Source organism: Ensifer adhaerens, assembly GCF_000697965.2.
GTDB lineage: Bacteria > Pseudomonadota > Alphaproteobacteria > Rhizobiales > Rhizobiaceae > Ensifer > Ensifer adhaerens.
Map to the genome: position 1 here is coordinate 208,752 of NZ_CP015881.1, position 13,553 is coordinate 222,304.

Here is a 13,553-nt window from a genome sequence, read left to right on the forward strand (position 1 = left end):
GATGGTAGATCGGGCGGCGGGCAAGCCGCCCGACGTCAGCCGGTGATGTACATCGCCTGGCCCTGGGCGAGGCATTGGAACAACTCGTAACCCATCCAGATGTAGCCGCGACGCCCGTTCCATTCGCAGCCCCAATTCTCACCGAAGCTGTTCTGGATGAGGACGGCCTGCTGCTCGTCGTCATAGCCGATGACCAACATGCAATGGCCGGTGTTCGGCAACTTTTCCAGAGGCCCTCTCAATGGGCCCGGCCCTTCATATTGCATGAAGCTCTTGTTCAGTGACGTGCCGTAGCAGAGCGCTCCGCCCGCGACGATGACGGCCTTGATCGCGTCGAGATCGCTGGTCTCGACCGTCGCCCAGCCGGGTATCTGGAAGCTGGCGTCGGGAAGGGCGCCGGGATCGTAGCGCGACCACAGCTCGGGACAATTCGGAAAATAGGGAGCCGTCTCCCAGTTTGGGGTGCCGCCCTGCTTGAGCAGATTGAGATAGGAGGCCAGCTGTGATCCCGCGCAACCCGTTTTCCCGTAGCTCTTCATCACTTCGATGTAGATATGGGCCGGACTTGCCTGCCGCACGGGTTGCAACGGCGCTTCGCCGGTCGAAACGGCCGCCCAATAGGTGGCAAGCCCGTAGGTCGTGGCCCAGGCGGCGCAACTGCCGGGGCTGCCGACATGGCTCGGTGTGCCCTGCGCCTTGGGCGGCGGCAGGTAGAGCGCGTTGACGGTTGCCGCGCTCGGCAGTGATGCGGGTATCGGCGGCCGGAGCGTCGGGCCATCTTCCTTGATCGTGGGATCATAGCCGAAGTTGAGGATTGCTTCCTGTACGGTCATCGGGATCTCCTGCCGACAGCGAGGGTTGCGTGGGTTAAAGGCGTGATGTCACAGGCGTCGCGCGCCGCCGGCATTTCCGGTGAGACACAGCCGAAAGCGGCTCCCTCGTTTCCCGAAGGCGCAGTCGAAATCTCCCCGGATACGCGGTGCTCGTATCAAGATGATGCACTCATAGGTAGCTCTTATCAGGATTTTGCATGCCGAAAATCCCGAGTTTCGCGGGGTTTCGATCATTCCATTGCTGCACAATAATGAAATGCATGTTTCATTATTGACTTTCAATGGACCATGTATTCCGTTTATGACTCACAGGTCATCTGTTCCTTTGGGAGGTTTCGAATGAGGAAGTTGCTGTTTGCCGCCATGTCGGTTCTGCTGGCTGGTACCGCTCACGCCGAAAACATCGGCATCACCATTGCCCGTTCCGATAGCGCGTTCCTGACGATCCTGCGTCAGGGCATGGAAGACCGCGCCGCCAAGCTCGATGGCGTTTCGGTTCAGGTCGAGGACGCCCAGAACGATCCGAGCAAGCAGCTGGACCAGGTACAGAACTTCATATCCTCCGGCGTCGACGCGATCGTCGTGGTTGCCGTCGATGGCGACGGCACGCCGGCGCTGACGAAAATGGCGAGTGCCGCCGGTATTCCGATCGTCTACGCCAACCACCCGCCGGCCGATGCCGATGGGCTCCCGGCGACTGCCGCCTTCGTCGGTTCGAACGAGATCGATTCCGGCACGCTGGAAACGAAGGAAGTGTGCCGGCTGCTTGGCGGCAAGGGTTCCGTTTATGTGCTGATGGGACCGCTCAACAATCATTCGTCGCTGACCCGGACGAAGGATATTCACGACGTCATCGCCACCGATGACTGCAAGGGCATGAGCGTGATCGAGGAACAGAGCGCCAACTGGGATCGCCTCGAGGCGAGCAACATCATGACCAACTGGCTCTCGACAGGACGGGAATTCGATGCCGTCATCGCCAACAACGACGAGATGGCGATCGGCGCGATCCAGGCGATGAAAGCGGCGGGCACCGACATGTCGAAGGTGGTGGTCGGTGGCATCGATGCGACGCCGGACGGGCTTGCCGCCATGGCCGCAGGCGATCTCGACGTCACCGTCTTCCAGAACGCAATCGCGCAGGGCGCGACCGCGATGGATGCCGCCGTCGCCCTGGCGCGGGAGGAAAAGACCGAACGGCATATCTGGGTTCCGTTCGAACTGGTGACACCTGAGAACATGAAGGACTACGCCAAGGCGAACCAGTAGACGGCCGTTCTTGTCACAATCCGAACAATCACTGGTAGATCTCGGTTGTAACCGACAGAGAAGCCGGCAGGCCGCTCGCTACGGCCTTTCGGCTTCTCTGGTGTCCAACAGATGACCCCTGATCGTTCCGCCCAGCCCCCTTCCCAGCCGATTGCCGATCTGCAGATCGCGATCGCGGCCTTTGTGGCGGGCGCCGGATGGCTGTTTTCGATCCACGCTCTTGCCGAGTTTCCGCCACTGCTCTTCCTCAGCAGCCGTTTTGTCATCGCCGGTCTGCTGATCGGTCTCTTGGCGAGGTTCGCATCCTTTGCCGAACTCGGCAGGGCGGTGCGCCTGCTGCTTCCCGCCGCGCTCGCCCTTGCGGTCGCCATGATGGCCTGGATTTTCGGCCTGAAACAGACGACGAACCCGGGCGTTGCGGCCTTCATCACCTCGACCGGCAACCTGCTGGTGCCGGTTTTCGGTCTGCTGTTCTTCGGCTGGCCGGTCGGGCGAGCGCTCGGGATCTCGATCGCCGTCGCGCTTGCCGGGATGGGCTTGCTGTTTCTTGGCCCCGGCGCTCGGGTGGAGGTGGCTCACCTCTATTTTGTGGTCTCGGCCCTGCTTTGGGCGGCGAGCATTGCGTTGGTCAAACGCAATTCCACCGAAGTAGGCGCGGTGGCCACAGCCGCGATCCAGCTGGTGGCCGCAGGGGTGGTCATCCTCGCGGTCTCGCTGCCTGTCGAACAGATGCCCGCGGCAGTCCCTTCGATCGCGATCTGGGGCTGGTTTCTGGCAAGCATCCTGATCTCGACCTGCCTGCGCTTCGTCCTGCAGTTTCGCGGCCAGCAGATGATCTCTGCGGCGCGGGCATCGGTGATCATGTGCTGCGAACCGGTATGGGTTCTCGTCTTCGCGCTGGCGTTTCTGGGGTCACCCTTGAGCCTTTCCCAGATCCTGGGCTGCGCGGTGATTCTGCTCGCGATGCTTGGCCAAGTCGTTTTCCGACCAAATTCCGCCGCCTGAAAGAGCCGCCAAATCGCAAGATTTCGGAAGTGGTATTCTCGTTCGAAATACCACTTGGCGGTTCGGACCATAACTTTAGTCTCGGCGAAAATACCCCGATTGACAGCGCGACTTTGACGGACTTATCGTTAAGTCAAATTACTTGACTTAATAGTTCGATCAACGAAACCTGAGGGGGAATTCGTCATGACGGCAGTCGAGGAAATGCGGCCTTTGCGCAACGCGCCGGGGGGCGGAAGGAGCGGAACGACACGGCGTTTTGTTGGCGTCGCGTCCGTGCTGATGATGATCGGCGCCGCTGAGGCCCGCGCTGAATCCGTGCTCACCATGCACATCGAGGAGCAGACGAGCTGGGTGCAGAATTTCAACCCGTTCGACCTCGGCGGTCGGCGGCAGAGCACCATGGATTTCGTCTACGAGCCGCTGGTGATCTTCAATGATTACGACGGCGGCAAGCCGGTCTTTCGGCTTGCGACCGCCTACAAATTTGCCGACGATCTGAAGTCGATCACATATACATTGCGCGACGGCGTGAAATGGTCGGACGGCAAGCCGCTCACCTCGGCAGATATGAAATTCACGCTCGAGCTGATGCTGAAGAACCCGGCGGTCGATACCGTCGGCGTTGGCGAAACCGTCGCTTCGGTGGAGGCGCCGTCGACGACCGAGGTGAAGATCAACCTCAAGGATGTCGACACGCATTTTCCGGAGTCGCTTGCCGATTTCCCGGTGGTGCCCGAGCACATCTGGAAGGACGTGAAGGATCCGCTGGCCTTCAAGAACGAGACGCCCGTCGGCTCCGGCCCGATGACCGAGATCCGCCGCTTCACGCCCCAGGTCTACGAGCAGTGCCGCAACCCCAACTATTGGGACGCGGCGACGCTGAAGGTCGATTGCCTGAAGCTGCCGCAGATTTCCGGCAACGACCAGATGCTGGCGCTCCTGCCGGAGGGCTCGATCGACTGGTTCGGCTCGTTCCTGCCGCAGATCGACAAGACCTATGTCGGCCTCGACCCTGACCATAATGGCTACTGGCAGCCTCCAGCCGAAACCGTTTCGTTCCAGATGAACTTCAAGTCGTCGAATCCGGGCAACGCCGAGGCCTTCAACGATATGACGTTCCGGCGCGCCTTCAGCCTTTCCATGGATCGCACCGCGATGGTCGATATCGCCGGTTTCGGCTATCCCGTCGTCAACACCCATGCGAGCGGTCTGCCGCCGCGCTTCGACAGCTGGCGCAACAAGGCCGCCGAGGGTGCTCAGGACGAGTGGCTCGCCTATGACATCGACAAGGCCAACAAGCTGCTTGACGATGCCGGCTACAAGAAGGACGGCGAGGGCTTCCGCACCACGCCGAGCGGCAAACCGATCGCCTTTCCGATCATCGTGCCGAACGGCTGGACCGACTGGATCGACGCGGTGCAGATCGCGGCCGAAGGCTTGCGCAAGATTGGCATCAACGCCTCTGTCGCAACGCCCGAATACGAGCAGTGGCAGAAACAGATCCTCGACGGCAGCTTCGAGGCGGTGATGAATTCGCGTGCCGACGGCCCGACGCCTTTCCGCGGCTACTTCCAGTCGCTGTCGACCGGCTTCGGTGGGCGTATCACCAGCGCGCCGTCACGCTATTCCAACCCCGAACTCGACAAGGTCTTCGATGATTACCGCCGGGCGGCGACGGACGACGACCGCAAGAAGCTGTTCGATCAGGTGCAAGTGATCGTCGCCGACAACCTGCCCGTCGTTCCCGTCTTCAACGGTCCGACCTGGTATCAGTTCTCGACCAAGCGCTTTACCGGCTGGGTGACGAAGGACGAGCCTGTCATGAACCCCGAGGATCACGACAACAACCGGATGCGGCTGGTGCATCTGCTCCGCCTGAAGCCCGTACAATAAACGGCAGCGGGTTCCAGCGATGCGACTTTCCCGTCGACGGCTTACCGTCTACTGCGTGGCGTTCCTCTTCGCGATCGTCATGAACTTCGCGGTTCCCCGGCTGATGCCGGGGTCCCCCGTCGACAGCATGATCGCCCAACTCGGACCGCGGGCAACGCCCGCGGCCATCGAGGCGATCAAGGCGCGTTTCGGTGCGATCGAGCAACCGATCTGGCAGCAGTTCGTCGACTATGTCGTCGGGCTCGCCCATTTCGATCTCGGCGTCTCGGTCAAGTATTATCCGCAGACGGTGCTTGAAGTTCTCGGCCGCTCGGCCGGGTGGACGGCGTTTCTCGTGGTCACCGCCATAACCTTCTCTCTTTGCATCGGTGTGCTGCTCGGCGCCGTCGCCGCCTGGCGCCGTGGCGGGCGTTTCGACAGTTTCGTCTCGCCGTTCTCGGTGGTGCTGATTGCCGTTCCGCCCGTCATCATCGCGCTTGCGACGCTTTTCACTTTCGGCGTGACGCTCCGGCTGCTGCCGGTCGGCTACGCCTATGATCCGAGCCTCGACCCGGGGCTGAACTTCACCTTCTTCGGCAGCGTCTTCCTGCACGCGATCATGCCGGTGCTGACGCTCTCGCCCTATCTGATTGGCGAGTTTCAGACGACGATGCGCTCCAGCATGATCTCGGTGCTCGGTGAGGACTACGTCACCATGGGGCGAGCCAAGGGCCTCTCGGAAGCAGCCGTCATGTTCGGCTACGCGGCGCGCAACGCCATGCTGCCGGTGCTCACCAACCTGGCGCTGATGCTGGGGGCGGTCTTTGGCGGCTCGATCGTGACCGAGATCGTCTTCAACTATCCGGGTCTCGGACTGACGCTCTATACGGCAAGCGTTGCCCGCGACTATCCCGTGATCCAGGGGCAACTGCTGCTGATGACGATCGCCACGCTCGGCGCCAATCTTCTGGTCGACATCATCTATGGCGTGGTCGATCCGCGCATAAGGGAGGGCAGGGCATGAATGCGGGCGTCTCCTTGTTCTGGCGGCAGAAGAAAGCCGTCGCCGGCCTTGTCATCATTCTCACGCTCTGCCTGATGGCGCTGTTCGCGCCGGTTCTCGCACCGGGTGATCCGAGCGAGCGTGTCGGTCGTTCGCATCAGCCACCAACCGTCGAGCATGTCTTCGGCACCACGAAGATGGGCCGCGACGTCTTCTCGCAATTCGTCTGGGGTGCCAGGCCGTCGCTTGCGGTCGGCTTTGCCACCGGCCTTGCGATTACTGCGCTCGGCACAATCGTCGGCCTCGTCGCCGGTTACTTCGGCGGCCGCACGGATGCGACGCTTGATCTCGCCACCAATGCCGTCCTTGTCATACCGAATATTCCGCTGCTGATCCTGCTTGCGTCTTTTGCCGGCACGGTCGGGCCGATGGCGATCATGGCGATCATCGCGCTCACCTCCTGGCCCTGGGGGGCGCGGATGACGCGGTCGCAGACCATGGCGCTCCGGCAGCGTGAATTCGTGGTGGCGGCGCGCATGGTCGGCGAGCCGCATTGGCGGGTCATCTTCGTCGAGATCCTGCCCAATCTGGTGCCGCTGATCGGCATCAACGTGGTCGGCAGCATCATCTATGCGATCGTCGCGCAGACGACGCTCGAATATCTCGGCTTCGGCGATCCGCTCCGGGTGACCTGGGGCACCATGCTCTACAATGCGCAAAACTCCTCGGCGATCATCGTCGGCGCCTGGTGGGACATCGCCGTTCCGGCCGCGGGCATCGCGCTCGTCGGTCTTGGTCTCGCGCTCATCAACTTCACCTTTGACGAGATCGCCAATCCGCAGCTTCGCTCCGGTCCGGCGCTCAGCCGCTGGCTGCGTCTCACGCGGCTACGCCGTCGCGAACTGGAGGCGGCCCGATGAGCGATGCACTCCTGGAAATCCGCAACCTGAACGTCGATTACCTGCTTGACGACGGCGCTTTCCGCGCGGTTAACGATGTCTCCTTCGAGGTGCGCCGCGGCGAACTCTTCGGCCTTGCCGGCGAATCCGGCTGCGGCAAGAGCACGATCGCCTATGCGATCACGCGGCTATCAAAACCGCCGGCCTGGGTCGCCGGCGGCGAGATCCTGCTCGATGGTCAAAACCTCCTGAAGATGCCGGAAGCGTTGCTTCAAAACGTCCGCTGGCGGCGGATCGGCATGGTGTTCCAGAGCGCAATGAACTCGCTCAACCCGCTGATGCGGGTCGAGGCGCAGTTTTTCGACGTCTTGCGCAAGCACACCGGCGCGACCAGGCCGCAGGCCCGTGCACGGGCCGAAGAAATGTTCCGGCTCGTTGGAATCCCGATCAACCGCCTCGACGACTATCCGCACCAGTTCAGCGGCGGCATGCGCCAGCGCATCGTTATCGCAATCTGCCTGGCGCTGAAGCCGGAACTGATCATCATGGACGAGCCGACGACGGCGCTCGACGTCGTCGTGCAGCGGGAAATCCTGGAGCAACTCGTCGACCTGCAGCGCAACCTCGGTTTTTCGGTGCTGTTCATCACCCACGACCTGCACCTGATGGCGCAGCTCTGCCATCGCATCGGTGTTATGCTCAAAGGGCAATTGGTCGAGGTCGGCGACACGCAGCAGATCAGCCGTGCGCCGGAACACGACTACACGCGGAAACTCTGGGGCGCGATCCCGCAACTGCCCTCATCCGTCCGCAGCCTGGGGGTCGTCGAATGAACGTGATGCCGCTAACGACGACCATGGCTGACGAAGACGATGCGATCGTGCGCCTCAAGGACATCAGGCGCAGCTTCGGTACCGTCGAGGCTTTGCGCGGCATTTCGCTTGCCTTAAAGCCCGGCCGGGCGCTGGCGCTCGTCGGCGAATCCGGTTGCGGCAAGACCACCTGCGCCCGCATCGTCGCGCGGCTCGATGCGCCGACATCGGGGACGATGGCGTTTCGCGGCGCCGACGTTACCCAGGCCGGAGGAAGGGCCGACGAAAAGATGCGTCGGCGGGCGATCCAGATGGTGTTTCAGGATCCCTTCGCCTCACTCAACCCGGTGTTCTCCGTCTACCATCACCTCGCGCGGCCACTGCTTTTGCATGGTCACGCCAAGAACGGGGGCGAGGCGAAAGCTGCCGTCGCGCGTCTGCTCGCCGATGTCGGTCTGGACGCCGATGTGACGGCACGAAAGTTTCCGCACGAACTGTCCGGTGGCCAGCGCCAGCGCGTCAACATTGCCCGGGCGCTTGCCGTCGGGCCGGATGTGCTCGTTGCCGACGAGCCGACATCGATGCTCGACGTGTCGATCCGCCTCGACATCCTGGAACTGCTCGCGCGCATCAAGCGCGAGCGGAACCTCGCCATGCTCTACATCACCCACGATATAGCCACGGCCGCCCACATCGCCGAGGAGGTCGTGGTGATGTTTGCCGGGCAGATGGTCGAGTGGGGCGAGACCAGCGCCGTCATCGGCAATCCCCGCCATCCCTATACGCAACTGCTTCTTTCCGCGGTCCCCGACCCCGATCGCCCCTTTGTGCCAGGGCAAAGCGCCCGCTTCCTTGCCCATGCCGACGACGTGCGGCGAAAGAGCCGTCCGGCCTCCGACAACGTGGAAGAAGTTACCGTGAATCACTTCGTCCGTGCCCTTGGCCGAACGCCGGCGTGAGCTATGTGAACCGAGGACCCGCATTCCCCAAGAAACGCGCTGGCCCCCGGGGCGGCCGCAGAGACCAATCACTCATGGAGCCATTTGATGACGTTTGCCGCCAAATCTGACTATCTTCTGGAAACGCTCTGGGTGCCCGTCGGCACCGCCGACAGGTCGGTCTATGCGCTGACGCTCACCAACAATTCGGACCGGCCGATCAAGGGCTTTCGCCTCGGCGTCTCGGGCCCGGCGCGCATCGATCCTGCCGCTGAGGTCGAGGGCGGGCAGCTTCTGGTCCGGCTCTCCAACTATGCGGAATTCGCGCCGCCGGAAGGTTTTGAGCTGAAGCCCGGCGCGACCTGGACGCTCAAGGCTCACGGCATGAGCTTCGAGCCGCGCCACTGGACCGATGGCGCCAACGCCGCCTTCCTCGTCCTGTCCGATGGCACGAATGCGCCGGTTGCCGTGCTTGCCTCGCGGGCGCACGGTGACAATGCCGAGCTGAAGCGTGGCGCCGCCGTCTATCCGGTGCCGAAGGTGGCCCCCGTGCCAGTCTCGATCGTGCCGTGGCCGCAAGCGGTTGCGGTCTCCGGTCAGCTATTGGCGCCTCCGGGCCTCGATCTGAAGGCCGAAGGCAGTGAAGCGTCCGCCGCGGCGAAGGCGTTTGCCGATCTCACGGCCAGCCTGTTTCCGGTCGAGGGCATTGTCCGGCCGGCGGCGGAGGGCGGTTTCCCGGTCGAATTGTCAAAGGCGTCGCACCTTGGTCCGGAGGCCTACACGATCCGTTTCTCGCCTGCCGGCGTCGCCATTTCGGGCGGTAGCCAGACGGGTATTCTCTACGGCCTGATCACGCTCGGCCAGGTCCTGCGCGGGGCGCGGTCGCATCCGGGCACCTTCGTGTTTCCGACGGGCGGGGAGATCAAGGACGAGCCGGCGCTCGCCTGGCGCGGCACCCACCTCGACGTCGCCCGGCAGTTCTATAGCACCGCGGAGGTAGAGCGCTTCCTGCAGCTGATGGCCTGGAACAAACTCAACCGTTTCCACTGGCACCTGACCGACGACGAGGCCTGGCGCGTGGAGATCGACGCCTATCCGGCGCTCACTGAAATCGGCGCCTGGCGCGGCCATGGTCGCAAAATCCCGCCGCTGCTCGGCTCGGGTCCTGAACCGACCGGCGGCTACTACACCAAGGCGGCGGTTCGTCAGATCGTAGCGCTTGCCGCCAGCCTCGGCATCGAGGTGATGCCGGAAATCGACATCCCCGGTCATTCCTATGCGATGCTGCAGGCAATCCCGGAACTGCGCGATCCCGAGGAAAAGGGAAGCTATCATTCGGTCCAGGGCTTCCCGGACAACTGCCTGAACCCGGCGCGCGAAGAGACCTATCGCGTGCTGGAAGTCATCTTCGACGAGTTGATCGAACTCTTCCCGATGCGGGCGATTCATGTTGGCGCCGACGAGGTGCCGCTTGGTGCCTGGTCCGGCTCGCCGGAAGCGCTCACGCGGCTTCGTGCACTTGCCGGTGACGAGGTCGCCGAAACCCACGCCAAACGCCTGAACGTCGTCACCAACACCCATGGCGCCGACGAGATCGACGGTTCGGGTGCGGCGGTGCTGCAGGGCGAGTTCCTGGCGCGCGTCCAGGCGTTCCTGGCGAGCCGAAATTGCGTTACCGGCGGTTGGCAGGAGGCGGCCCACGGCAACGTCATCGACAAGGCGAAGTCGTTGCTCTTCGGTTGGCGCACGGTCGAGGCGTCGGCCGCGCTTGCCGAGGAAGGTTACGACATCGTCGTCTGCCCGGGCCAAGTCTACTATCTCGACATGGCCAACAGCCCGGCCTGGTCGGAGCCCGGCGGCAGCTGGGCCGGCTGGTCAGACCCGGAAAAGCTCTACACCTTTGACCCGGTCGAAGGCTGGACCGACGCACAGAAAAAGCACCTGCTCGGCGTGCAATGCTGCATCTGGTCCGAACCGATGACCGACCGCGCCGTCTTCGACCGGCTCGTCTTCCCGCGGCTTTCGGCGCTCGCCGAAACCGGATGGACGCGACCCGAACGTAAGTCCTTCAAGCGCTTCGAGGCGCTGGTCGGGCTGATGCCGGTGCTCTACGGCTTTTATGCTGCGGAGTAGGAGCGGTTAAGTTTCCAGTTTTCGTCTGGGCTTGGCCAGGCGATGGATTGGATAGGCAAACGGCGGCGAGAGCCGCCGTTCGTCGTTCGGAGCTAGCCAGGCGTGCGCTTCCGCTTTGCTGGATACGATTTGGATTTTCGTGCTTGTGCGCCGGAGCGTGACACGCAAAGGTGCGCATCGATCCCGCGACGACCCGCGGGATGCAGCGTTTCCTGAGGCCAAGTTATCGATGCGAAGACTTCCTGGATTGTCGGCGATGAAGGTCTTCGAAGTGGTCGGGCAGACCCGCAGCTTCACGCGGGCGGCCGAGCGGCTCAACCTCACGCAAAGTGCGGTCAGCCGCCAGGTTCGCAACCTCGAGGATGAGCTTGGCGAAGACCTGCTCATCCGTCGCCACCACCATCTCGAGCTGACGCCGGCCGGTGCCGAACTGCTGGCGACGATCCAGGAAGCGTTCCATAGCATCGAGGTTTCGCTGCGCAGCATCACCGAGAAGAGCAACCAGAACCGCTTGCGGATCAACGTTCCGCCGACCTTTGCCAAGCGCTGGCTGCTGCCGCGTCTGCCGCGGCTGCGCGTGGCCCTGCCCGACGTCGATATCAGCCTCAGCACCGAAGCCACGGACACGATTGCCGAGCGCGGTCTTCTCGACTGCGCCATCCGCTTCGGCGATGGCGAGTGGCCGATGCTGGATGCCAGCATCCTGATGACGGAGCGGCATGTGGTCGTCTGTGCGCCATCACTGCTCGAAGGGGTGAAAGTCGAGGGTCCGACGGACCTGCAGCGCTTTACCTTCCTGCACGTGCTCGCTTCACCCGACCGGCGTTATCTGACCTGGCGCCATTGGCTGGATGCAGCCGGGTTCCAGGATGTCGATACCCGCGGCGGGCTAGAGTTCGACCTGCTCGATCTGGCGATCGAAGCGGCCTGTGCGGGCCTCGGCGTCACCGTTGCCGATCGTTCGATGGTTCGCAATCAGCTTGAGACCGGGCAGCTCGTGCAGCTTTTCGACGTCGAGGTCGAGGGGCATGAATCCTACTGGTTCGTCACGCGGCCCCAGGCCGGAAACGACCGCAAGGTCGACGCGTTCCGTGCCTGGCTGCTTACGGAAGTTTCGGCCGACCGGGCTGCCTGAGCCAAGCATTCCATTTTGGAATGCTCTCGCTGAAAATTACTCGCTTGTGCCTCCGGCCCTATCGTCGCAACAGTTTCGTGACGGTCTCGGTCGGGAGAGAGACGGGCCGTCGCTCATTGTGCTCTCTCCCGCGCAGTCCGCTTGTCCTGCGCGCCTTTGGCGCCCGGAGCCGCGGCCAACACATCCGAGATGCCATGAGCCCCTATCGCAATTTTTCCGGCGGTCGTTTCATCGAAAGCACGTCTGCGGTGACGATCGACGTCCGTAATCCGGCGACAGGCCAGGTCTTCACATCGGTGCCGGCAGCAACGGATGAGGAGGCAACAGCAGCGGTCGAGGCAGCCATGAAGGCGCAGCGCGCCTGGGCGGCACTGCCGGCCATCCAGCGTGGCGATGCGCTGCGTCGACTGGCGACGGTGCTGGAAAGCCGGGCTGAGACCATCGGCGCTGCCCTGGCGAAAGAGTCGGGCAAGAGCCTCGCCGACGCGACCGCGGAAGTCATCTACGGCGCCGAACTGATGCGCTACCACGCCGAATGGGCGCGCCGCATCGAGGGCGAAGTGATCGAGAGCGACAATCCCGGTGAAACCCTGCTCTTGAAGCGTGTTCCGATCGGCGTCGTTGCCGGGCTGATCCCGTTCAACTATCCGATCTACACACTGGTGCGCAAAATCGCCCCGGCGCTGATTGCAGGAAACGCCGTTGTCGTACGGCCGAGCAACAATACGCCGACATCCGCCTTCGTTTTTGCCGAAGCGATCGTCGAGGCCGGCCTGCCGGAAGGCCTCGTTAACATCCTCACGATGTCGCATGACGTTGCGAAAACGCTCTGCACTCATCCCGGCGTCGGCATGATCACGCTGACCGGCAGCGTTTCGGCCGGCCGCATCGTGCTCGACTACTGCAAGGAAAACATCGCCAAGCCCTCTCTCGAACTCGGCGGCAAGACTCCCGTCATCGTCGAGCCGGATGGGGATCTCGATGCTGTGGCACAGGCGATCATCGCCGCCAAGACCGCCCATTGCGGCCAGGTCTGCACCAGTGCCGAGCGGCTCTACCTACACGAAAGCGTGCATGACACGCTGCTCGCCAAGCTGCGCGAAGGTTTCGCTGCCCGCGCCTTCGGCGACCGCGCCGAGGATGCGACCCGCATGGGCCCGCTCGCCAACGACGCCGCGCAGAAACGCGTGCATGAAATGGTCGAGCAGGCGCGGGCGGAAGGCGGAACGGTCGAGACCGGCGGTTACCTGCCGGAAGGACCGGGCTACTTCTATCCGCCGACGTTGATTTCCGGCTGCCGCCAGGAGATGGAGATCGTGCGCGAGGAGGTCTTCGGGCCTGTTCTCGCGGTGATCCGCTACTCGACCTTCGAGGAAGCGCTGGCGCTGGCGAGCGACCATCAGTTCGGCCTGAGCTCGGTGCTCTTCACCGAGAACTATCGCACCGTCATGCGGGCCAGCGACGCCATCGAGGCCGGCGAACTCTACGTCAACCGTTTCCCGGCGGATCCCTATCAGGGCTTCCACGCCGGCTGGAAACGCTCGGGTCTCGGCGGCGACGACGGCAAGCACGGGATGCTGGAATTCACCCAGACGCGCCTCGTCGTCCTGAAACACTGATCATTTGAAATGACGCAATTCCGGACGGGAAC

General features: G+C 63.1%; 11 protein-coding genes. 10 read left to right on the forward strand and 1 reads right to left on the reverse strand.

Annotated features, from left to right (window positions below; genetic code table 11):
• Window positions 1-35 precede the first annotated feature (35 nt).
• The gene (locus FA04_RS20685) at window positions 36-833 is read right to left on the reverse strand and encodes a C1 family peptidase (RefSeq protein WP_034789655.1); all 798 of its coding nucleotides are present in this window, start codon (window positions 831-833) and stop codon (window positions 36-38) included.
• Window positions 834-1,172: 339 nt separating this feature from the next.
• Between FA04_RS20685 and FA04_RS20690 the strand changes: the two genes are divergently transcribed.
• The 10 genes from FA04_RS20690 to aldA all read left to right on the forward strand — a co-directional run bounded on the left by FA04_RS20690 (window position 1,173) and on the right by aldA (window position 13,521).
• Window positions 1,173-2,102, forward strand: a complete 930-nt coding sequence (locus FA04_RS20690; RefSeq protein WP_034789652.1) for a sugar ABC transporter substrate-binding protein — start codon at window positions 1,173-1,175, stop codon at window positions 2,100-2,102.
• Window positions 2,103-2,213: 111 nt separating this feature from the next.
• Window positions 2,214-3,107 (forward strand): DMT family transporter, encoded by an 894-nt coding sequence (locus FA04_RS20695; protein ID WP_034789649.1) that lies wholly within the window; start codon window positions 2,214-2,216, stop codon window positions 3,105-3,107.
• 282 nt (window positions 3,108-3,389) lie between these two features.
• Window positions 3,390-5,003 (forward strand): ABC transporter substrate-binding protein, encoded by a 1,614-nt coding sequence (locus FA04_RS20700; RefSeq protein ID WP_234798813.1) that lies wholly within the window; start codon window positions 3,390-3,392, stop codon window positions 5,001-5,003.
• A 19-nt stretch (window positions 5,004-5,022) separates the two neighbouring features.
• Window positions 5,023-6,006 (forward strand): ABC transporter permease, encoded by a 984-nt coding sequence (locus FA04_RS20705; RefSeq protein WP_034789647.1) that lies wholly within the window; start codon window positions 5,023-5,025, stop codon window positions 6,004-6,006.
• A complete protein-coding gene (locus tag FA04_RS20710; RefSeq protein WP_034789645.1) occupies window positions 6,003-6,905 on the forward strand; it encodes an ABC transporter permease in 903 nt (300 codons plus the stop codon). The genes FA04_RS20705 and FA04_RS20710 overlap by 4 nt, the downstream gene beginning before the upstream one ends.
• Entirely contained in the window at window positions 6,902-7,717 is an 816-nt protein-coding gene (locus FA04_RS20715; RefSeq protein WP_034789644.1) for an ABC transporter ATP-binding protein, read from the forward strand. Before FA04_RS20710 ends, FA04_RS20715 begins: the two co-directional genes overlap by 4 nt.
• Window positions 7,714-8,655, forward strand: a complete 942-nt coding sequence (locus FA04_RS20720; protein ID WP_051659167.1) for an ABC transporter ATP-binding protein — start codon at window positions 7,714-7,716, stop codon at window positions 8,653-8,655. The genes FA04_RS20715 and FA04_RS20720 overlap by 4 nt, the downstream gene beginning before the upstream one ends.
• Before the next feature lie 87 nt (window positions 8,656-8,742).
• Window positions 8,743-10,767, forward strand: coding sequence for a beta-N-acetylhexosaminidase (locus FA04_RS20725; RefSeq protein WP_034789642.1), 2,025 nt, complete (start codon window positions 8,743-8,745; stop codon window positions 10,765-10,767).
• A gap of 256 nt (window positions 10,768-11,023) precedes the next feature.
• Window positions 11,024-11,902, forward strand: a complete 879-nt coding sequence (locus FA04_RS20730) for a LysR substrate-binding domain-containing protein (protein WP_090427612.1) — start codon at window positions 11,024-11,026, stop codon at window positions 11,900-11,902.
• Between the two features lie 194 nt (window positions 11,903-12,096).
• Entirely contained in the window at window positions 12,097-13,521 is a 1,425-nt protein-coding gene (gene aldA / locus FA04_RS20735) for an aldehyde dehydrogenase (RefSeq protein WP_034789638.1), read from the forward strand.
• Window positions 13,522-13,553 lie beyond the last annotated feature (32 nt).

Excerpts from the sequence above, each read along its gene's own strand:
- FA04_RS20685 (WP_034789655.1), bottom strand. The coding sequence starts at position 833 with ATGACCGTACAGGAAGCAATCCTCAACTTCGGCTATGATCCCACGATC.
- FA04_RS20690 (WP_034789652.1), top strand. The coding sequence starts at position 1,173 with ATGAGGAAGTTGCTGTTTGCCGCCATGTCGGTTCTGCTGGCTGGTACC.
- FA04_RS20695 (WP_034789649.1), top strand. The coding sequence starts at position 2,214 with ATGACCCCTGATCGTTCCGCCCAGCCCCCTTCCCAGCCGATTGCCGAT.
- FA04_RS20700 (WP_234798813.1), top strand. The coding sequence starts at position 3,390 with ATGATGATCGGCGCCGCTGAGGCCCGCGCTGAATCCGTGCTCACCATG.
- FA04_RS20705 (WP_034789647.1), top strand. The coding sequence starts at position 5,023 with ATGCGACTTTCCCGTCGACGGCTTACCGTCTACTGCGTGGCGTTCCTC.
- FA04_RS20710 (WP_034789645.1), top strand. The coding sequence starts at position 6,003 with ATGAATGCGGGCGTCTCCTTGTTCTGGCGGCAGAAGAAAGCCGTCGCC.
- FA04_RS20715 (WP_034789644.1), top strand. The coding sequence starts at position 6,902 with ATGAGCGATGCACTCCTGGAAATCCGCAACCTGAACGTCGATTACCTG.
- FA04_RS20720 (WP_051659167.1), top strand. The coding sequence starts at position 7,714 with ATGAACGTGATGCCGCTAACGACGACCATGGCTGACGAAGACGATGCG.
- FA04_RS20725 (WP_034789642.1), top strand. The coding sequence starts at position 8,743 with ATGACGTTTGCCGCCAAATCTGACTATCTTCTGGAAACGCTCTGGGTG.
- FA04_RS20730 (WP_090427612.1), top strand. The coding sequence starts at position 11,024 with ATGAAGGTCTTCGAAGTGGTCGGGCAGACCCGCAGCTTCACGCGGGCG.
- aldA (WP_034789638.1), top strand. The coding sequence starts at position 12,097 with ATGAGCCCCTATCGCAATTTTTCCGGCGGTCGTTTCATCGAAAGCACG.